Source organism: Stappia stellulata (assembly GCF_020176715.1).
GTDB lineage: Bacteria > Pseudomonadota > Alphaproteobacteria > Rhizobiales > Stappiaceae > Stappia.
Genome location: NZ_JAIVMF010000009.1, coordinates 111,750 through 131,475 on the forward strand (window position 1 = coordinate 111,750; position 19,726 = coordinate 131,475).

Genomic DNA, 19,726 nt, shown 5'->3' on the forward strand with positions numbered 1-19,726 from the left:
CCCCCGCTCGTCAGAAATACGCAGCGGCAGGGGCGCTGTCGAGAGTTGATCAGTTCCGCGGCGCCTGGTTGTTGATGCTGTTGGGCTGGATCAGCACCCGCACGCGGCCGTTCTTGGGCGCCTCGAGATCCGCCTGGCCGGTCTTGAGATTGACCGTCAGCCGATTGCCGGTGACGACATTCGGCCCCTGCGACAGCACGACCTCCTTGCCGGTCATCACCATCATCTGCCGGTTCATGTCGAAGGAGGCGTTCTGGCCGGTCGCCTTCTGGTCCTTGGAGGCGATCAGCACGCGGCCGCTCGCTTCCAGCCGGGCAATGCGCTGGTTGACGCCGCCGGCGGCCGATCCGTCGTAATAGACGACGAGCCGCTGGGTCTTGAGAACCGCATCGCCCTGGGTGACGACGACGTCGCCGCTAAAGACGGCGCTCTGGCTCTTGTCCTGGACCTGGAGCTCCTTGGCCTCGATCTGGATCGGTTCGCGGTCGTTGGAGCCGAAGCCGGCGAAGGCATCGGAAAAGGTCTGAGCCGCAGCGGGACTGGCGGCGCCGAGGATGAGCGCGGCGAAACCGATCGCAAGGCGGCGGGTCAGGGGCCGGAGGTCTGTCATTGGGTCGTCTCCGATTGAGGCGGCTGGATGGTCATCTGGATTCCCTGCGTGAAGGTCAAGGTGCCGTTGTCCTGGTCGAACTGCATGCGCCCGGCGCGCAGCGCGCCGAAGGAAGACGTGAGCTCGACCGGATCATCGCTGCGAATTGTGCCGGTTTTAAGCGCGATATCGAGCGTCCCGAAGGTTGCCGTCTCGCCGTCGTTGGTCACCACATCGATCCCGTCGGCCAGGAGCAGCGTTTCTTCCGCGCTGTTGTAGGTGCCGCGCGTCGCCGTGATCTCCAGCGACTGGTCGGCGGAAATCCGCAAGTCCGCCACGATGGTCTCGAGGTCGATGATGCGCGGATCGCTGATGCGCTGGATCGCGCGCTTGGCCGACACGCGGTAGGAGCGATCACCGTCGTTGCCGGACAGTTCCGGACTGTCCATGACAAGCCCGTCGGCGGTGAAACTCACCGTGCCGAGGCCCAGCCCGCTCAGGTAGTTGCTTACCCCGATCATGCCGGCGATCACCAGAAGCAGCACAAGCCCGCTTGCCGGCACCAGGATGCGCATGATGCGCACCCGGCGCGAATGGCGGCGCGACGCCGCGCGCGCGGCAGCACGAACGCCGGGCGTACGCCCGGCCTCCGCCGCCCGGTCCGTGCCGGACACCTGATCCGCCTCGCCGGGGATCCCCCCGGCCTGCGGATGACGATGGGCAAAAGCCTCTTGATCCATGCAAGCCCGAATCCGGAACCGCCACGCCCGTCAAGCGCGGCCCTTGCGCATGATATAGGCGCTTCGGTCCCGCTTGTCTGCCCGTTGCGTCAGCCATGGCGCGCAAACGCGCCCGTCGCTTCCTAGCTGTGGGCAAAAATGTCGGTGTCGTCCCAGCCGGCAAGGTCGAGGCGGGCCCGGGTCGGCAGGAAGGCGAAACAGGCCTCGGCAATCGCCGTGCGGTCCTCGCGCACGAGCCGCTCCTGGAGCTTCTCGCGCAGGCCATGCAGGTAGAGCACATCGGAGGCGGCATAGGCGAGCTGCGCCTCGCTGAGGGTTTCCGCCGCCCAGTCGGAGCTTTGCTGCTGCTTGGAGATCTCGACGCCCAGCATCTCGCGCAGCAGGTCCTTCAGGCCGTGCCGGTCGGTGTAGGTGCGCACCAGCCGCGAGGCGATCTTGGTGCACCACACCGGCGCACAGGAAATGCCCAGCGCGTTTTCCAGAACGGCCACGTCGAAGCGCGCGAAATGGAAGAGCTTGTGCTTGGACGGATCGGCGAGAAGCCGCTCCAGGTTCGGCGCGCTGCGCTGGCCGGCGGCGATCTGCACCACATCCGCCGTGCCGTCGCCGGGCGACAGCTGGACCACGCACAGCCGGTCGCGATGCGGCTTCAGGCCGAGGGTTTCGGTGTCGATCGCAACCGCGTCCGCGGCCTGATAGGCGGAAAGCTCCGGCGACGCGAGGTCGGGCAGGTCACCGCGATGAAGGCGAATGGTCATGGGGCATCCTCGGTTCTGAACGCCGCCTTGATAAAACCCTTTGCCGCCCGCGTCCATGGCGCCTCACGAGGAGGCGCCGGCCTCAAGCGCCTTGACCGCCGCGCGGAGATCGCCGGACGCCGTTTCCAGCAGCCGCGCCGCCGCCTCCGGCGTTGCTCCCTTCAACACCAGGATAGCCTGCTTGACGTTCTGGTCGCAGGCCTGAAGTGCAGCGCGGGCCGCGGCCTCGTCGCAGCCGGCGATATCGGCGACGATCGCGCGTGCCCGCTTGCGCAGCTTGGCATTGGTCGCACGCATGTCGACCATATGCCCGCCGTAGACGCGCCCCAGACGCATCATCACCGCGGTGGAAAACGTGTTGAGGCAGATCTTCTGGCTGGTGCCGGCGGTGAGCCGCGTCGAGCCGGCGAGCGCCTCCGGCCCGGTGTCGAGCAGGACCGGACAGTCGGCCGCCTCCAGCAGCGGCGCGCCTGGATTGTTGGCGATGCCGATGGTGGTGGCGCCGGCCGCACGCGCGGTGGCCATCGCCTGCAAAACGAAGGGCGTGGTTCCGCTCGCGGCCAGCCCGATCACGACATCGCGCGCACTCACGTCGAGAGCGGCGAGTTCGCGCGCGGCCGCGGCGGCGTCGTCCTCCGCGCCTTCCTGCGCCTCGCCCAGGCTCTGCACGCCGCCGGCCAGGAGGACATGCACCCGCTCGTTCGGCCAGTTGAAGGTGGGATGCAGCTCGACCGCGTCGAGCAGGGCGACGCGGCCCGAGGTGCCGGCGCCGCAATAGATCAGGCGGGAGTCCGGCGCCCGCAACACGGCGAGGGCCGCGGCAATCGCGCGCTCCAGGTCGGGCAGCGCCTTGCGCATGGCGACGAGCGCGCCGGCCTGGCTGTCCACGAGCGCGGCAGCGAGGTCGCCGAGCGCGAGGTCTTCAAGATTGCGGAACGCGGCACCGAGCGCTTCCGTTTGCGGGCGCTGCGCCCCAGAGGCTTCCATTGATCGTGGACTCCCGAATTCCCAGTCTGTTATACAGACCAGAATACTACCAATCTTCACAGGCGTCTTTCAAGGACCCGCGCGAAACAACTTTGCCTTTCCACCAGCCCGTGCACTCAAAAGCCACAGCTTTGGCCTGCGCGGCGGCGCGAACCTTGCCATGACGACGCAAAGTGGACGATAATTGGCTTTATTGAGCCGGGATCGCCACACAGACCGACGGACGTGCCGATGGACAAGCTCGTTATCCAGGGCGGACACCCGTTTTCGGGCTCGGTGCAGATCGCCGGCGCGAAGAACGCCGCGCTGCCCATCCTCGCCGCCTCGCTGCTCGGCGGCGCGCAAGTGTCGCTCGCCAATGTGCCCCATGTGTCCGATGTGATGTCGATGCTGGAGCTCTTGCGCGGTCTTGGCGCGGAGGCCGGCCCCTTGCGCAACGGCCGGCTTTCGCTCTCCACGGCAGATGTCGTCAGCTCCGAGACCACCTATGACATCGTGCGGCGCATGCGCGCCTCCTTCCTGGTGCTGGCGCCGCTGGTCGGGCGGTTCGGCCATGCCCGGATCTCGCGGCCCGGCGGCTGCGCCATCGGCACCCGCCCGGTCGACCTGCATCTGGAGGCATTGCAGCAGCTCGGCGCCGAGGTGCGCACCGAGGGCGGGGTCATCGACGTGACCGCGCACGGCGGCCTCAGGGGCGAGCGCATCGTCTTTCCCGCCCCCTCCGTGGGGGCGACCCACACGGCGATGATGGCGGCGGCGAGCGCCAGCGGCGAGAGCGAGATCGTCAATTGCGCGCGCGAGCCGGAAATCGCCGACACAGCCGCCTTCCTGACCGCCATGGGCGCGACCATCGAGGGGGCCGGCACGCACCGCATGCTGGTACAGGGGCCGACGAGTTGGCGCGCGGCGCATCACACGATCCTGCCCGACCGCATCGAGGCGGCGAGCTATCTGGTCGCCGCCGGCCTGACCGGCGGGCGCCTCGAGGTGATCGGCGGGCGGCTGGAGCATCTGGGCGCGGCCTGCCACCTGCTTGAAGCCGCGGGCCTGTCGATCTTTCCAAGCGACCGCGGGCTGATCGCCGAGCGGCGCGGCGCGCTGCACAGCGTCGACATGGCGACCGAGGCCTTTCCCGGATTTCCGACCGACCTGCAGGCGCAATTCATGACGCTGATGTGCCTGGCGGACGGCGTCTCGGTCATCCGCGAGCGGATCTTCGAACAGCGCTTCATGCATGTGCCGGAATTGCAGCGCATGGGCGCCGACATCACCCTGTCCGGCGCCGCCGCCACGGTGCGCGGCGTGCCGCGGCTGCAGGGCGCGGAGGTGATGGCCACCGACCTCAGGGCCTCCATGTCGCTGGTCCTTGCCGGGCTGGTGGCGGAGGGGGAGACGGTGGTGCACCGGGTCTATCACCTCGACCGCGGCTATGAGGACATCGACGGCAAGCTGACGCGCTGCGGCGCCCATATCGAGCGGGTGCGGCAATGACGCAGGACGCGCTGTACCTTTCCGTCGACGGCGGCGGCACGGGCTGCCGCGCCCGGCTGGAGCAGGCCGACGGCACCATCCTGGGCCGCGGGCTTGCCGGCCCCGCCGCCACCCGTTTCGGCATTGACGCCTCCTGGGCCGCCATCGAGACCGCCTTTTCCAACGCGCTCGCAGAGGCCGGCATTTCCGATCCGCATGCGCAGCCGATCCGGGCCGGGGTCGGCGTTGCCGGCCTGTCGCGCGCCGGTGCGCTGGAGGCGCTTCAGGCGAAGCCGCATCCCTTCGCCTCCATCGTCTTTGCCAGCGACGGGACGATCGCCTGCCTCGGCGCGCATAATGGCGGCGACGGCGGCATCGTGATCGTCGGCACCGGCAGTTGCGGCATCGCGCGGGTTGCGGGAGCGGACATCAAGATCGGCGGCTACGGCTTTCCGATCTCCGACGAGGGGAGCGGTGCCTATCTCGGCCTCCGGGCGATCCGCCTCGCGATGCTCGCCCATGACGGACGCGCCGAACCGACGGCACTTCTCAACGAGATCCTCGTGCATTTCGGCCGCGATCCGCGCGAAGTTGTCGCCTGGATGGACAAGGCGACGGCGACCGACTACGCCACCTTCGCCCCCGCAGTGGTGCGCCATGCGGACGAAGGCGACACGGCCGCGCGCCGCCTCATGCAGGATGCCGCGGCCAAGATCGACGGCATCTGCCGCGCGCTGCGCGACAGGGGCGCGCCGCGCCTGACGCTGATCGGCGGCCTGGGCAGCGTCATGGAAAGCTGGCTGGCGCCGGATCTTCGAAAAAAGCTCAGTCCGCCGCTCGGCGACGCACTCGACGGCGCCGCGATCCTGGCGGGACGAAGACCGCTCGATCTGCAGCGCTGCTAGCCGGATGTCGCCATGATCTCCTCATTCCCATCCCGAACCCGACCGCCCGGCGCAAGACCGGGGTTCACGCCTCACAAGAAACACGGAAAAAGAAAATGAGCGCCACTGAAAGCCTGTTTCTCGATCAGGAGCCGATCGACACCAGCAACCCGACGCCGCGCTACATCCAGCTTGCCAACCGCCTGCGCGACATGATCCGCAACGGCTCGCTGAAACCGGGCGATGCGCTGCCGTCGGAACGCTCCATCGTCACGGCGACCAGCCTGTCGCGCGTCACCATCCGCAAGGCGCTGGAACTGCTGGTGCGCGAGGGGCTGCTGCACCAGAGGCACGGATCGGGCACTTATGTCAGCGAGGAGCCGGGGCGCATCGAACAGTCGCTCGGCGTCCTGACCGGCTTCAGCGAGGACATGGTGTCGCTCGGACATGTGCCCTCCGCCCGCTGGCTGCAGCGCAGCTACGCCCTGCCTTCTACCCAGGAGGCGATGACCCTCGGCCTGTCCCCGGGCGAGAAGGTGCTGCGCCTGCACCGGCTCAGGCTCGCCGACGACCTGCCGCTGGCGGTGGAGCTTGCGGTCGTCCCGGCCAGCCTGCTGCCCTCGATCGACCGGATCGGCGATTCGCTCTACGAGGCGCTCGCCGCCGCCGGAGCCCTGCCGGAAAAGGCCTTGCAACGCATGCACGCCTGCCGCCTGCCCGCCTTCGAGGCGGAGCTTCTCGGCGGCAAGGAAGGCGAGACCGCGCTCTACATCGAGCGCCTGTCGCGCACCGGCTCCGGCCGGACGGTGGAATTCACCCGCTCCTACTACAAGGGCGACCGCTACGACTTCGTCGTCGAGCTGACGCTTCCCAGACCGCAGATGGACATGTGATGACAGGCACCGCCACCACCCGGCTGAGACAGGAAACCGGCGAGATCCCGGACCGGGTCGCAGCACAGGTCGCGCAGCGCCGGGACGACTTCGCGCAGGCCGGCGCCGCCTTGAGGCGCCACGACCCGCAGATGCTGGTCACCGTGGCGCGGGGCTCCTCCGATCATGCCGCAACCTATTTCAAGTATCTCAGCGAGATGACGGCCGGGCGCCCCGTCGCCTCCATCGGCCCGTCGATCTCCTCGGTCTACAAACGGACCCTGCACCTCGGCGGCGCGGCCTGCCTCAGCGTCTCGCAATCGGGGCGCAGCCCGGATCTCACCGCGTTTCAGGACATGGCCCGCCACGCCGGCGCGCTGACCCTTGCGCTGGTGAACACCGTCCCCTCGCCGCTTTCGCAGGGCGCGGATCTCGCCATCGACATCGGCGCCGGCCCGGAGCAGGCGGTCGCCGCCTCCAAGTCCTACGTGTGTTCGCTGTCGGCGATGGCCGGGCTCGTCGGCGCCTGGACGCAAAGCCAGGCGCTGGAAACGGCCCTTTCCGCCACGCCGGACCGGCTCGGCGAGGCGCTTTCCTGCGACTGGTCGGCGCTGGTTCCCGCCGCCTGCCATGCCCGCTCGATCTATGTGATCGGCCGCGGTCCGGGCTTCGCGATTGCCCAGGAGGCAGCGCTGAAGTTCAAGGAAACCTGCCAGATCCATGCGGAAAGCTACAGTTCCGCCGAGGTGATGCACGGACCGATCCAGCTGGCCGCCAACGGCCTCGTCGCGCTTGTCTTTCTAAGTCGCGACGAAGCGCGCGCCGGGCTTCTGGACGCGGTGGCAAGGCTTGCCGCCTCCGGCGCGCGCGTCTTCGTCGCCGATCCGCTTGGCGAGGTGCAAGCCGAGCGCCAGGCGATCGCCCCGCTGCCCTGCGTCGCCGCACCCGATCCCCTGCTCGATCCGCTGTGCCAGATCACCTCGTTCTACCGCTTTGTCGAACATCTTGCCGGCGCGCTCGGCTTCGACCCGGATGCGCCGCAACTGCTGAAAAAGGTCACGGAAACACTATGACGGGGGCATCATGAGCGGAGGAACCGCGCTTCTCGCGCGCGCCATTTTCGACGGGGACCGACTGGTCCCCGACAGCGCCCTGCTGATCGAGGAGGGGCGCGTGCGCGCGATCGTTCCCGTTTCGGAAATCCCCTGCGACGCGGAGCGCATGGACACGCAGGCCGCGCTCCTGTGCCCGGGCTTCGTCGACTGGCAGGTCAACGGCGGCGGCGGCGTGCTGTTCAATGAAACCCCGACCCGGGAGGGCATTCGCGCAATCGCCGCCGCCCATGCCCGCTTCGGCACGACGACCCTCCTGCCCACGGTGATCACGGATGCGCCCGAGGTCTCGGCCGCCGCCGCGCAAGCCGTCGCCGAGGCGATCGCCGACGGCGACCCGGCGGTCGTCGGGGTCCATTTCGAGGGACCGCATATCTCGCTGGAGAAATGCGGCGTTCACGACCGAGGTTTCATCCGCCCGCTCACGCGCGAGGATCATGACCGGCTGGCCCGCGCCGATCTCGGCACCGTGGTTGCCACGGTCGCACCGGAAAACGCGTCGCTCGAGGACATTCGCACGCTGTCCCGGGCGGGCGTGCATGTCAGCCTGGGGCACAGCAACGCCGATTTTGCCACGGCGAACGCCGCTTTCAGGGCGGGCGCCCAGTCGGTCACCCATCTCTTCAATGCCATGAGCGGACTGCATCATCGCGATCCCGGACTGGCGGGCGCGGCGCTGTCCAGCGCGCATGTCTATTGCGGACTGATCCCGGACGGCCACCATGTGCATCCGGCAATGCTCGATCTCGCCCTGCGCGCGGCCGGGCACCGCCGGATCACGCTCGTCACCGACGCGATGTCGTCGGTCGGCCACGCGGACGACCGCTTCGAGCTGAACGGGCGCACCGTGGTCCGGGAGAACGGTCGCCTCACCATTGCCGACGGCACGCTCGCCGGCTCCGATCTCGATATGATGTCCGGCGTGCGGATCATGGCCGATGCCTGCGGCGCGCCGTTTCACGACGTGCTGCGCATGGCGTCGCGCTGTCCCGCCCAGATGCTCGGCCTGCACGATCGCGGCCACCTGCGCCCCGGCGCGCGCGCCGACATCCTCGCGCTCGACGCGGAGCGAACCCTGATATCGGTGTGGATTGCCGGCGACCGACAGGAGCGCTGACAGGCGGGCGTGCCTGGCGGGCTTTTTGCGGGGACTTGCCTGGCGGGGGCGCGGGTCAGCCCGCGCCGGACGCTTCGGTAAGGTCCTCGCCGGCGAAATGGCAGGCGCACAGCCGGCCATTGCCTTGCGCGCCCGTTCCTCCTGTTCCCGGCGCCGGCGCAAGCAGCGGCTCCTCATGGCGGCATTTGTCGCGCACGGCGTAGCAACGCGGATGAAACAGGCAGCCCTCGGGCCGGAAGGCGAGATTGGGCACATCGCCCGTGAGCACGATGCGCCGCGCGGAGCCCGGGGCGGCGGCCGCGCTGCCGGGGAGTTTCGGGATCGCCGACATCAGCGCGCGGGTATAGGGGTGCATCGGCGCGCGGAAGAGATCCTCGGCCGGAGCGGTTTCGACGAACTTGCCGAAATACATCACCGCGATACGGTCGCTGACATGGCGCACCACCGACAGGTCGTGGCTGATGAAGATCATCGACAGGCCGAGCTCGCGGCGCAGCTCCGCGAAGAGATTGATGATCTGCGACTGGATCGACACGTCGAGCGCGGAGACCGCCTCGTCGGCGACGAGAATGCGCGGCGACAGGGCGAGCGCGCGGGCGATGGCGATGCGCTGCCGCTGCCCGCCGGAGAATTCATGCGGAAGACGCGAGGCCGCCGTCTGCGGCAGGCCGACGAGATCGAGCAGCTCGCGCACCCGCGCCGCGCGGTCCGGCCGGCCATGCACGACCAGCGGCTCGCCGACGATGGTCGCCACGCTGTGGCGCGGGTTGAGCGAGCCGAAGGGATCCTGGAACACCATCTGGATCTCGGCGCGCGCGGCCTTGAGCGCCTTGCCCTTGAGCCCGGCGAGATCCGTGCCGCGAAAGCGGATTTCGCCGGACGTCGGGCGCGCAAGCCGCATGATGGTGCGCCCCAGCGTGCTCTTGCCGCAGCCCGATTCCCCGACAACGCCAAGCACCTCGCCCTCCGCCAGGTCGAAGCTGATGCCGTCGAGCGCCAGCACATTTCCGGCCGCACCCGCAGGGTAATGCTTGACCAGATCGACGACGGACAGAAGCGGGGTCATGAGGCCGGGTTCCAGCACATGGCGAAATGGTCTCCCGTGCCGGCGCGCGGCGGTTTTGCCCCGGCGCAATCGGGCAGCGCGGCCGAACAGCGTTTGGCGAAGGCACAGCCCGGCGGGCGCTCGCCGGGCGGCGGCACGGTGCCGGTGATCGCGGGAAGCAGCGCGCCCGGCGCGTTGGCGGCCGGGATCGTGCGCAAAAGCGCCTCGGTGTAGCGGTGACGCGGGGTGCGGAACACATCCGTGACCGGCCCCTGCTCGACGATGCGTCCGGCATACATCACCGCCACCGTGTCGCAGGTCTCGGCGACGACCCCGAGATCGTGGGTCACGAGAATGCAGGCCATGCCGAAGCGGGCGCGCATCTCGCCGATCAGGTCGAGGATCTGCGCCTGGATGGTGACGTCGAGCGCCGTGGTCGGCTCGTCCGCGATCAGAAGCGACGGCTCGCAGGCGAGCGCCATGGCGATCATCACCCGCTGGCGCTGCCCGCCCGACAACTGGTGCGGATACTTGCGGCGCTGGTCCCTGCCGCCCGCCAGACCCACGAGCGCAAGCAGTCGGTCGACCTCGTCGGCCTGCTCCGCGCCGTCCAGGCCGCGGTGAAGCGACAGGCCCTCGCCGATCTGGTCGCCGATGGTCATCACCGGATTGAGCGAGGTCATCGGCTCCTGAAAGATCATCGAGATGTCGTTGCCACGCACCGCGTTCATCTCGTCATCGCCGAGACGGGCGATGTCGCGGCCGTTGAACAGGATCCGCCCGCGGGTGACGCGCACGGCCTGGCTCGGCAGGAGACCCAGGACCGAAAGCGCGGTGATCGTCTTGCCGCAGCCGGATTCGCCCACAAGGCCCAGCATCTCGCCGTCGCCGACGGCAAGGTCGATGCCGTCGACCAGAACGCCGGCCCCCGCCTCCAGACACAAGTCCTCGATCCTCAGCACGCGCGCCCCCCGAAACGCCGGGGCCGCAGCCCACCACACGGCACAGCCTGCGCAGGCAATGGCGCGCTCCGCAACCGGAGTGTCACGCCCCGCGATTTTGTCTGATAGGATCGATTTGCTGCGATTGCCGACACGCCGGACTTGTCCTTTACTGGTACCCTCGAAACCGCGAACATCTTGTAAATGGTATTCAGGTGGACTAGCATAACAGCCTAAGCTCGACACCGGCAAGGCGGGCATTCCAGAATTGTATCTAGAGGGGAGTTTGGGGTTCATGGACAGTCTGCGCAAATCCTTCATCGCATCCAGCACCGCGCTCGCGTTCGGCCTGTCCGTCGCGGCGCACGCGGCCCCGCTGGAGGTCGCCGTCGACAGCTCGCCGTCCGGTCTCGATCCGCATATCGTGACCGCCTTCTCCTCCTTCCAGATCATCGATGGAACGATCTACGAGGGGCTGACGGCGCTCGACCCGGACCTCAACATCGTGCCCGGCCTTGCCAGCGCCTGGGAGATTTCCGAGGACAAGAAGACCTACACGTTCACCCTGCGCGAGGGCGTGACCTTCCACAGTGGCGGGGCGATGACCTCCGCCGACGTGGCCGCCAGCCTCAAACGCGTGATGGATGAAGCAACCGGCTCGCCGCTCGCAAGCCGCCTTGCCGCGATCGACACCATCGAGACACCGGACGACAAAACCGTCGTCGTCAAGCTGACGGCGCCGTCGGCACCGCTTCTGTCCTCGCTGACCACCATCGCCATCGTCCCGGCGAAATACGCCGGCGACACCGAGACGCTGCAGCGCGCGCCGGACGGAACCGGCGCGTTCAAATTCGTCGAATGGCAGCCGAATGTCGCCATCCGCCTGGAGGCGAACGACGGCTACTGGCAGGACGGCCTGCCGAAGCTCGAGGGCGTCAACTTCAACATCGTGCCGGAAGCGGCGACCCGCCAGGTCGGCCTGACGAGCGGGCAATACCACATGCTGCCCAACACCGACGCGGTGACGGCGCTGCAGATGCAGTCGCAGCCGAACATCAAACTGCAGGACACGCTGGAGCTGGCCTATTCGCTGACCGGCCTGAATGTCACCCGGCCGCCGCTCGACAATGCCAAGGTGCGCGAGGCGCTGAACTACGCGATCAACCGCGACGACCTGGTGCAGGCCGCGCTCTTCGGCGCGGGCGTGCCCGGCGGACCGCTGTCGCCGGCGCTCAAGGGCTTCGCGACCCCGACCAACGAGCTGGCCTGTTTCACCCCCGACCCGGAAAAGGCCAAGGCACTGCTCGCCGAGGCCGGGGTGACCACCCCGGTCGAGCTTGAGCTGCTGGTCCTGCCGCGCGACGACACCAAGGCGATGGCACAGGTCATCCAGCAGCAGCTCGCCGCGATCGGCGTCAACCTGACGCTGGACATTCCCGAGATCGGCCAGTTCGTGCAGGACTGGCGCAATTCCGAGTTCGACATGTTCGTGTCGCTGAACTCGGGAACGATCGAGCCGGACGACTATTTCTACCGCACCTTCCGCACCGGCGGCTCGACCAATGTGTTCAAATATTCCAACCCCGAGCTCGACGCGCTGCTCGACGCGGGACGCGAGGAAACCGCCGTCGAGGGACGTCGCGACATCTACAAGAAGGTGCAGGCGACGCTCGCCTGCGACGGGCCGGTGCTGTTCCTCGCCTACGGGCAGCTCTACACCGCGATGCGCGAGGCGGTGGAGGGATACCAGATCTATCCCAATCGCTCGCTCGGATCGCTGAAGTCCGTCACGCTCGGCAACTGACCGATCTGAAACCGCGGATCCGGCGGCGGCAGCCGCCGCCGGTCTCCCGCGCCGAACGGATTGCCCGGCCATGGTGTTTCTCAGACGGCTTCGCGGACGCCTCATCGACCTCGCCTTCGTGATCGCGGGCGTCTCGGTGCTGGTCTTCGGCTTCATCCGGATGATCCCGGGCGACGCCGTGGCGATCATGCTGGGCGCCAATGCGGAAGTGACGCCCGAGCGGATCGCGGCGGTGCGCACCCGCCTCGGGCTCGACCTTCCGATCCACGAACAATATGTCGCCTGGCTGTCGGACGTGCTGCGCGGCGACTTCGGCGTCTCGATCTGGACCGGCAAGCCGGTGATCGACGAGATCGCCGCCCATGTCTGGCCGACGCTTCAGCTGACGCTGCTGGCGCTTGCCACTGCCGTGATCCTCGCCATTCCGCTCGGCATCCTGATGGCCCGGCTGCGCGGACGGCGCGGCGAGGCGCTGGTGCAGGCCGGCTCTGTGGTCGGCCTCACCGTCCCGCCGTTCTGGCTCGGCATCATTATGATCCTGACGCTGTCGGCCGTCGCGCCGGGTGTGCAGATGCTCGGCTATGTGCCGTTCTCGCAGGATCCGCTCGGCAATCTGGCGCGGCTGATCCTGCCGGCCATCGCGCTCAGCCTGCCGATCATGGCGAACCTTGCCCGCCTGCTGCGCTCCACCCTGCTGGAGGCAATGCAGCAGGACTATATCCGCACCGCGCGGGCCAAGGGCGTGCCGGCCCGGCGGGTGCTCTACCGCCACGCCTTGCGCAATGCGCTGATCCCCTTCATCACCAGCGTCGGCATCATGGCCGGCTACCTGCTCGGCGGCGCCATCGTGATCGAGCAGGTCTTCGCCATTCCCGGCCTCGGCCGGCTGATCCTCGGCGCCATCGCGGAGCGCAACTATCCGCTGATCCAGGCGACGATCCTGCTGGTGACCTGCAGCTTCGTCTTCGTCAACTTCGCCGTCGACGTCGTCTATGCACTGATCGACCCGAGGATTTCGGAATGAGCGCCCCGGCAAGCCCCCCGCAAGCGCAGGCCCGCAGCAAACGCAGACCTCTCCTGTCGCTCTATTCCGTCGCGCTGACGATGATCGTCATCCTCGTTCTGGTCGCGCTCGCCGCACCGCTGATCGCGCCCTACGATCCGCTGGGGCAGGACATCCTGCAGCGGCTCAAGGGACCGTCTTCCGCCCATTGGCTCGGCACCGACCAACTCGGCCGCGACGTTCTCTCGCGGATCATCTACGGCTTGCGCTCCTCGCTCTCGATTTCGGCGAGCGCCGTCTTCGTCGCCTTTCTCGGCGGCAGCGTGCTCGGCCTGCTGGCGGCCTACTACCGGGGCTGGACCGAACGGATCATCATGCGGCTGATGGACGTGCTCTTCGCCTTTCCGGTGATGCTGCTCGCCATTGGCGTCATCGCGGTGATGGGCCCAGGCGCGGTGCCCACGGCGGCTGCCATCGCCATCGTCTACACGCCGATCTTCGCCCGCCTGTTGCGCGGTCCGGCGCTTGTCGTGGCCGAGAGCGATTTCGTTCTGAGCGCGCGTTCCATCGGCGCCTCGGACCTGCGCATCATCCTGCACCACATCCTGCCCAATCTGGTCAGCGTCATCCTGGTGCAGTTCAGCCTGCTGTTGTCGTCGGCGATCCTGGTGGAGGCGTCGCTGTCGTTTCTGGGCCTCGGCACCCAGCCGCCGACGCCGTCGCTCGGCATGATGCTGTCGGAAGGCCGCAATTTCCTGTTTCTCGCCCCCTGGGCTGCGATTTTTTCCGGCGTGGCAATCCTGATCGTCGCCTTCGCGCTGAACCTTTTCGGCGATGCGCTGCGCGACGATCTCGACCCGAGGCTGCGCCAATCCTGACCGACGCCCGAGCCTGCCCCGGGGCCGGACGAACAGGGAGAGCTTGCGATGGACGACAGACGCGAAATCACCATCAACCGCCGCCGCTTCGACCGGGACGACGGCGTCGAGCCGACGATGACCGCCGACGATCTCGCCGCACTTGCCGGGATCCCGGCGCAAAACGCCATCGTCGAGCGGGAGACCGGACCGCGCACCTATGAAGCGCTCGAGCGGGGCGCAGCACTTCCCATGCGCTCGGGCATGCATTTCCTCGTGACCCGCAAGTTCGTCATGGGCGGCTAGCCCGCCGCATCCGCACTGGAGGCCCGAATGCACCCCCGCGACGAGACCGCCAGGACCCTGCTGCGCCTTGGCAAGACCGAGTTCGACATGCTCAGCGCCGACGCGCTGCCCGATTCCCCGGCGCACGACTGGACGGCGACGCTTGCCGTGACGCGCGCGCAGGACGCAAGCGTGTGGACGCTGCGCCCGCTCCATCTTGGACTGCCCGACGCGGCAGAGGGGACCAGAGCCGAAATCCGCACACTGGCAATCGACAGCGAAGACGCCTTTCGCGCCGCCCTCGACGCGTGGAGCGATGCAGCGGATGCCGACGACGGCGGCGTCGGGGTTCGCCTGCTGATCGGCATCGCGCTGCAGGGGCCGCCGGAAATCGCCGCGCGCTGGCGCACGTCCGACGGCTGGCGCGCAATCGACCGCGTGTTCCTCGAGGGCCAGCCCGGCGCGCGCCTTTGGAAGGATGGCACGCCACCGCCGCCGGACGACCTGCCCCCCGAGCGGGTCGCGCGATTCACCAGTTCCTTCGGCGTCGAGGCCTATCAGCGCCTGCGGCGATCCACCGCTGTCGTGATCGGCGCCGGCGGCACCGGATCGGTCGCGATCCCGATGCTGGCGCGGGCCGGCGTCGGCAAGATCGTCATCGTCGATTCCGATCTGATCAGTCCGTCGAACCTGGAGCGCACCCACGCAAGCTTCCCAGAACACATCGAAACGCCGACGTTGAAGGCGGCCCTTGCCCGCGACCACGTGCGCCGCATCGATCCGGACATCGAGGTGATCGCCTTCGACGGACGGCTGCCGCAACGCGCCATCGTGGAGGAAGTCGCGCAGGCGGACGTGCTGCTCGGCTGCACCGACCAGCACACCAGCCGGCTGGTGGTCAGCGACATGGCGCGCCGCTATCTGGTGCCGGCCATCGACTGCGGCGGGCTGATCGAAGGGGCGAACGGCCTCGTCACCGGGCAGATCATCCAGCTGGTGCTGTTTCGTTCCCACGACCCCTGCCCGCGCTGCCGGGGCATGGTCGATGATATGCGCATGCGCCAGGAGCTGATGTCGCCCGAGGAGCGACAGGCACTGCTGGAGGCGGCCGGCGACCAAGCGCCGCCACCGGAAGCGCATGAGATCCCGCAGATCGACACGGTCGGCTATATCACCACGGTGAGCGGCACGCTGGCGGCGGGCTATGCCATCGGCTGGCTGACCGGGCGATTCGAGCCGCCGTTCGAACGCATGCAGATGAACCTCATCGCCGAGTGTCTCGACGTGACCGACCGGCCGCAGCCGGTGGACGAGGCCTGCAGTTGCCAGGACGAACGCGGGCTGGGAGATTCCGGAGAACTGCCCTTCGCCATCCCGGCGCATTGGGGCGCGGCGCGCCGCCTGTAAGCGGACCGCCGATCAGTCCGCCTCGAAGCAGCTGCGCAGATATTGCAGGGAGCGCGCCTGCGCCCGGTTGTCGCGATGGCTTTCGCCCGCGCCCGGCTCGACTTCGAGCACGAGGCCGGTGACGGCTGTGCTGCCCAGCGCATCGGGGAAGCGGTCCCAGGGCAAATTGCCGGTGCCGACCTCAAGGCCTTCGGTCACCAGCGCGTCGAGCGGGATTTCTGGCGGACATGCGGCGGCGTCGGGATAGAAAAGACTGTCGCTGACATGCAGCCACGGCATCTCGCCATCGACGAAATCGAAGGGATGAAGCCGCTCGCAGCGCTCAAGGTCCTCCTCAAGCACGGCGGAAAACCGGGGATCGTCCTTCGTCGCTGCCGGATGCGCCCGGCGCCAGTTGAACAGATTGGACGACAGCGTCGCATGGGCGGTGTCGACGAAGGGCGCGACATTGGCCAGCCCCTCTCGGGTGACAAAAGCGCGAAACTCCGCGATCTCCCAGGGGAAGAAATGATCGAGCGGGCCGGCGAGAAACGACCGGCCGTCGCGCGGCAGCAGCGAATAGTGGCCTACGTTTTCCACCAAAAGCAGGATGTCGGGGGCCAGACGGGCCAGACGCGCGATTTCCGCGTTGAAGCCGGCGGTTGCCTCGGGCCGGTTCGCCCGTTGCGGAGCGTCACCGTAGACAAGCCCCCAGTAGCGATGGATCACGACGCGGCCCGCCCCCGCCTCGGCGGCAAACCGCAGGGCATCCTCCACCTGATCGGCGTCGAAGTCCTGCTCCGTCACCCTTGCGACCTTCTGCAAGGGCACATGTACGGTGAGATCGAGCGGGCCGTGGACCTGGCGCAGCCGGTCGAGATTTTCCAAGCACACCCGCCTCGCCGCCGCGTCCTCCAGATCGCGCGGGCCGAAGGTGTGCAGTTCAAGCACGACCGGAAGTCCGGCCGCCCGCAGCGCAATCGCCCGGTCGGCAAGCTGGGCTGCGTCCATCACGGCGGCCTTCAAGGCGTAGTGCGGCATGAGGGCGGGTCTCCAGTGGGCGCGCCTCCCGCTTGGGCGGGGGGCCTCAGTCTCTCTATACTGAGGCACTGCGCGTCACAGACAATGCGTTTCCTGGATGGCGGCAAATTCCTCGTCGCCGATGCCGAGCCAGTCGCCCAGAACCTCGCGGGTATGCGCGCCCAGCGCCGGCGGGCCGCGATGAACGCCGGGCGGCGTTGCCGACATCTTGATCGCCGAGGCCGGCACGGGGACCGTGCCGCCGGCTGGATGGGGCACATCGACGATCTGTCCGCGGTGGGCGAGATGAGGATTTTCCACGACATCGGCAATGCTTGCCACCGGCTCGCAGGGGACGCCGACCGCATGCAGCACGGCGAGGATCGATTGCGCGTCATGTTCCAGGCCCCAGGCGTCGATGATCGCCTCGAGCTCGGCGACATTGGCGTTGCGGGCGAAGAAGGTCGAGAAGCGGTCGTCGCCCGAAAGCTCGGGCCTGCCCATCGCCTCGCAGAAGCGCACGAAATGATGATCGTTGCCGGCGACGACATAGACCCATTTGTCGTCGCGGCTCTTGAAGCAATGCGAGGGCGAGAGATAGCGGTCGCGGTTGCCGAGCCGCGTCTGCTCGGTCCCGAAGAGCTTCGATTCGCCGATGGCCGTCGTCAGCATCGACAAGGCACTGTCCATCAGCGTCGCCTCGACCACCTGCCCCTTGCCGGTTTCGTGCCGCGCCTGCAGAGCCGCGAGCGCCGCGATGCTCGCGTAAAGCGCGGTTGAATAATCCGACACGAAAACGCCGGCCATGGTCGGCGCGCCGTCGGCCGGGCCGGTCAGCGTCATGATGCCGCTATGCGCTTGGGCGGCCCCATCAAAACAGGGATGGGAGGCCATCGGCCCGTCCTGACCGAAGCCGGAAATGCGCACGAGGATGAGCCCCGGATTTTCCGCCGACAGGACATCGTAGCCGCAGCCCATCTTCTCCAGCGTGCCGGGGCGAAAATTCTCGATCAGGATGTCGGCCTTGGCCGCAAGCCGGCGCAATAGCGCCTGACCGTCGGGATTGCGGAAGTCGAGGGTCAGGCTGCGCTTGTTGCGATTCGCCCCCATGAAGAACAACGTCTCGCCGGCGACCATCTCGCCGACCCTGCGCCCCTCCTCGCCGCCGTCGGCACGCTCCACCTTCACAACATCCGCACCAAGATCTCCAAAGACCTGACCACAGAAAGGCCCAGCAATATACCTGGATAAATCAAGTACTTTTATATTATTCAGAGATTTATTTTGCATATCGCTGTTTTCTTTCATCGGACATTCAAGTACAATTCCCCGAAATTCAGGAGGATTTGCGATGAAGGTTAAATTCCATACGTGGCTCAAGACCAAGACCGGCTGTGCCGAGGAAGAGATCGACCCGCCCGCGCATGTGCGCACCATCGCGGACCTGACCGCGTTTCTCTCCGAACGCCATCGGGAAGCGGCGCCGCTCTTCGCGATGCCGCAGGCGCTGCGCTATGTGGTCGACCGGCGCTATGTCGATGCGGACCATGAGCTGTCCCCCTCGCAGGTCGTTGAAATCTATCCGCCGGTGACCGGCGGCTGAGCCATGGCGCCTTCGTCCGGCACGGGTGCCGCCCCGCCGCAGCAGGGACAGCCCGCGCGGCGGGCGAGCGGTATTTCGCTGAATCCGGCGGACAGGCCGTCGTAGAGGACGATCCGCCCGCTGAGACCGTCTCCGACGCCGAGGATCTCCTTCACCACCTCCATCGCCTGCAGGCCGCCGATCACCGTAAGCACCGGACCGGCCACACCCACCATCGAACAGGTCGGCGTCACCTCCGGCGGGAGCGGGCTGGGGTAGAGACAGCGGAAGCACGGGTTGGCGCCGCCCCGGAAGGCAGCGAAAGTGGTGACCGTGCCCTCCGTCATTTGCGCCGCGCCGCTCACCAGGGTCCGGCCCAGCGCGAAACAGGCCGCGTGCAGGACATCGCGGGTGGCGAAATTGTCGGTGCAATCGGCGACGATGTCGTAGCCGGCGACAAGATCCGCCGCATTCGCCTCGGTGACGGGAAACATGTGCTCCACCACCTCGATATGCGGATTGCCGCGCCGCAGCCGTGCTGCCGCACTCGCGGTCTTCGGCATGTCGAGATCGTCCATGGTGTGAATGACCTGGCGGTGCAGGTTGGAGACCTCGACGAAATCGCCGTCCGCCACGCCGATAAGGCCAACGCCCGCCGCCCCAAGATACTGCAGGACCGGCGCGCCGAGGCCGCCGGCGCCGACAACGAGCACGCGCGCCGCCTTGAGGCGAAGCTGGCCGGCCTCCCCCCATTCGGGCAGCACCATCTGGCGCTGGTAGTAGGCCTGTTCCTCGATTTCCAGGGCGGTCGCGCTCATGACAGCTCCGCCCGCTCCGCGGCGAGCGCCGCGCCATAGCCGTGTATGTGCTTCAGGAGGCGGTGAAAGCCGTTGGCGCGGCTTGGCGCCAACAGCTCGATCAGCCCCGCCTCGCGCAGCCGGTCCGGCGGGGTCGCGGCGACCTCGCCAAAACTTCGCCCGTCGTAGAGACTGACGGCGATCGACAGAAGGCCGCGCATGATGCGGGCGTCGGAATCAGCGGCGACGCGAACCGTCCCGGTGTCTTGGTCGGCCCTCAGGTCCAGCCAGACACGGGACTGACAGCCGTGAAACAGCGTATCATCGGTCTTGAGCGCCGGGTCCATGGCCGGCAGATCGCCGGCCATCTCCATCAGGGCAATCACCGGTCCGCCGGATCCGCTCCCCGGCCGGAGCCGGTCTGCAAGGCTTGCCATATAGTCCTCGATCGAGGTCATCCTGCGTGTCCATCTGCCG

Annotated in this window: 21 protein-coding genes; 11 read left to right on the forward strand and 10 right to left on the reverse strand. The window is 67.9% G+C overall.

Annotation, left to right across the window (positions count from 1 at the left end; translation table 11 throughout):
• Window positions 1-49: 49 nt before the first annotated feature.
• The 4 genes from lptA to LC092_RS12580 all read right to left on the reverse strand — a co-directional run bounded on the left by lptA (window position 50) and on the right by LC092_RS12580 (window position 3,074).
• Window positions 50-610 (reverse strand): lipopolysaccharide transport periplasmic protein LptA, encoded by a 561-nt coding sequence (gene lptA, locus LC092_RS12565; RefSeq protein WP_224806881.1) that lies wholly within the window; start codon window positions 608-610, stop codon window positions 50-52.
• Complete coding sequence (lptC, locus tag LC092_RS12570; RefSeq protein ID WP_224806882.1) at window positions 607-1,329, reverse strand: LPS export ABC transporter periplasmic protein LptC; 723 nt, start codon at window positions 1,327-1,329, stop codon at window positions 607-609. The genes lptA and lptC overlap by 4 nt, the downstream gene beginning before the upstream one ends.
• 122 nt (window positions 1,330-1,451) lie before the next feature.
• Complete coding sequence (locus tag LC092_RS12575; protein ID WP_224806883.1) at window positions 1,452-2,087, reverse strand: ribonuclease D; 636 nt, start codon at window positions 2,085-2,087, stop codon at window positions 1,452-1,454.
• Between the two features lie 63 nt (window positions 2,088-2,150).
• The gene (locus tag LC092_RS12580; RefSeq protein WP_224806884.1) at window positions 2,151-3,074 is read right to left on the reverse strand and encodes an N-acetylmuramic acid 6-phosphate etherase; all 924 of its coding nucleotides are present in this window, start codon (window positions 3,072-3,074) and stop codon (window positions 2,151-2,153) included.
• Window positions 3,075-3,305: 231 nt separating this feature from the next.
• Here LC092_RS12580 and murA point away from each other — a divergent pair, with 231 nt between their 5' ends.
• From murA to nagA, 5 genes are all read left to right on the forward strand, one after another.
• Window positions 3,306-4,565, forward strand: coding sequence for a UDP-N-acetylglucosamine 1-carboxyvinyltransferase (gene murA / locus LC092_RS12585; protein WP_224806885.1), 1,260 nt, complete (start codon window positions 3,306-3,308; stop codon window positions 4,563-4,565).
• Window positions 4,562-5,449, forward strand: coding sequence for a BadF/BadG/BcrA/BcrD ATPase family protein (locus LC092_RS12590; protein WP_224806886.1), 888 nt, complete (start codon window positions 4,562-4,564; stop codon window positions 5,447-5,449). Before murA ends, LC092_RS12590 begins: the two co-directional genes overlap by 4 nt.
• A 95-nt stretch (window positions 5,450-5,544) precedes the next feature.
• A complete protein-coding gene (locus tag LC092_RS12595; RefSeq protein ID WP_224806887.1) occupies window positions 5,545-6,321 on the forward strand; it encodes a GntR family transcriptional regulator in 777 nt (258 codons plus the stop codon).
• The gene (locus tag LC092_RS12600) at window positions 6,321-7,373 is read left to right on the forward strand and encodes an SIS domain-containing protein (protein WP_224806888.1); all 1,053 of its coding nucleotides are present in this window, start codon (window positions 6,321-6,323) and stop codon (window positions 7,371-7,373) included. Before LC092_RS12595 ends, LC092_RS12600 begins: the two co-directional genes overlap by 1 nt.
• Window positions 7,374-7,383: 10 nt before the next feature.
• Window positions 7,384-8,529, forward strand: coding sequence for an N-acetylglucosamine-6-phosphate deacetylase (gene nagA, locus LC092_RS12605; RefSeq protein ID WP_224806889.1), 1,146 nt, complete (start codon window positions 7,384-7,386; stop codon window positions 8,527-8,529).
• A 55-nt stretch (window positions 8,530-8,584) separates the two neighbouring features.
• Here nagA and LC092_RS12610 read toward each other — a convergent pair whose 3' ends face one another.
• On the reverse strand, window positions 8,585-9,595 hold the full coding sequence (locus LC092_RS12610) for an ABC transporter ATP-binding protein (protein WP_224806890.1): 1,011 nt from the start codon (window positions 9,593-9,595) through the stop codon (window positions 8,585-8,587).
• The gene (locus LC092_RS12615; RefSeq protein WP_224806891.1) at window positions 9,592-10,536 is read right to left on the reverse strand and encodes an ABC transporter ATP-binding protein; all 945 of its coding nucleotides are present in this window, start codon (window positions 10,534-10,536) and stop codon (window positions 9,592-9,594) included. The genes LC092_RS12610 and LC092_RS12615 overlap by 4 nt, the downstream gene beginning before the upstream one ends.
• A 274-nt stretch (window positions 10,537-10,810) precedes the next feature.
• On the opposite strand from LC092_RS12615, the gene LC092_RS12620 reads away from it, so the two are divergent.
• The 5 genes from LC092_RS12620 (at window position 10,811) to LC092_RS12640 (ending at window position 15,871) form a co-directional block, all read left to right on the forward strand.
• Window positions 10,811-12,319: an ABC transporter substrate-binding protein gene (locus LC092_RS12620; protein WP_224806892.1), complete on the forward strand. Its 1,509-nt coding sequence runs from the start codon at window positions 10,811-10,813 to the stop codon at window positions 12,317-12,319.
• 70 nt (window positions 12,320-12,389) lie between these two features.
• Window positions 12,390-13,343, forward strand: coding sequence for an ABC transporter permease (locus tag LC092_RS12625; RefSeq protein WP_224806893.1), 954 nt, complete (start codon window positions 12,390-12,392; stop codon window positions 13,341-13,343).
• Entirely contained in the window at window positions 13,340-14,200 is an 861-nt protein-coding gene (locus LC092_RS12630; protein ID WP_224806894.1) for an ABC transporter permease, read from the forward strand. The genes LC092_RS12625 and LC092_RS12630 overlap by 4 nt, the downstream gene beginning before the upstream one ends.
• A gap of 48 nt (window positions 14,201-14,248) precedes the next feature.
• Window positions 14,249-14,485: a hypothetical protein gene (locus LC092_RS12635; RefSeq protein ID WP_224806895.1), complete on the forward strand. Its 237-nt coding sequence runs from the start codon at window positions 14,249-14,251 to the stop codon at window positions 14,483-14,485.
• A 27-nt stretch (window positions 14,486-14,512) separates the two neighbouring features.
• Window positions 14,513-15,871: a HesA/MoeB/ThiF family protein gene (locus LC092_RS12640; RefSeq protein WP_224806896.1), complete on the forward strand. Its 1,359-nt coding sequence runs from the start codon at window positions 14,513-14,515 to the stop codon at window positions 15,869-15,871.
• 12 nt (window positions 15,872-15,883) lie between these two features.
• Here the strand turns inward: LC092_RS12640 and LC092_RS12645 are convergent, their stop codons facing one another.
• Together LC092_RS12645 and LC092_RS12650 are read right to left on the reverse strand one after the other, a co-directional pair.
• On the reverse strand, window positions 15,884-16,891 hold the full coding sequence (locus LC092_RS12645) for a TIM barrel protein (protein ID WP_224806897.1): 1,008 nt from the start codon (window positions 16,889-16,891) through the stop codon (window positions 15,884-15,886).
• A 75-nt stretch (window positions 16,892-16,966) separates the two neighbouring features.
• Window positions 16,967-18,307: a CoA transferase gene (locus LC092_RS12650; protein WP_318245926.1), complete on the reverse strand. Its 1,341-nt coding sequence runs from the start codon at window positions 18,305-18,307 to the stop codon at window positions 16,967-16,969.
• Between LC092_RS12650 and LC092_RS12655 the strand changes: the two genes are divergently transcribed.
• Window positions 18,222-18,473: a MoaD/ThiS family protein gene (locus tag LC092_RS12655; protein ID WP_224806899.1), complete on the forward strand. Its 252-nt coding sequence runs from the start codon at window positions 18,222-18,224 to the stop codon at window positions 18,471-18,473. The genes LC092_RS12650 and LC092_RS12655 overlap by 86 nt on opposite strands.
• Here LC092_RS12655 and LC092_RS12660 read toward each other — a convergent pair.
• The gene (locus LC092_RS12660; RefSeq protein WP_224806900.1) at window positions 18,449-19,270 is read right to left on the reverse strand and encodes a HesA/MoeB/ThiF family protein; all 822 of its coding nucleotides are present in this window, start codon (window positions 19,268-19,270) and stop codon (window positions 18,449-18,451) included. The two genes, LC092_RS12655 and LC092_RS12660, sit on opposite strands and share 25 nt — an antisense overlap.
• Window positions 19,267-19,707 (reverse strand): SufE family protein, encoded by a 441-nt coding sequence (locus LC092_RS12665; protein WP_224806901.1) that lies wholly within the window; start codon window positions 19,705-19,707, stop codon window positions 19,267-19,269. The genes LC092_RS12660 and LC092_RS12665 overlap by 4 nt, the downstream gene beginning before the upstream one ends.
• Window positions 19,708-19,726: the final 19 nt, after the last annotated feature.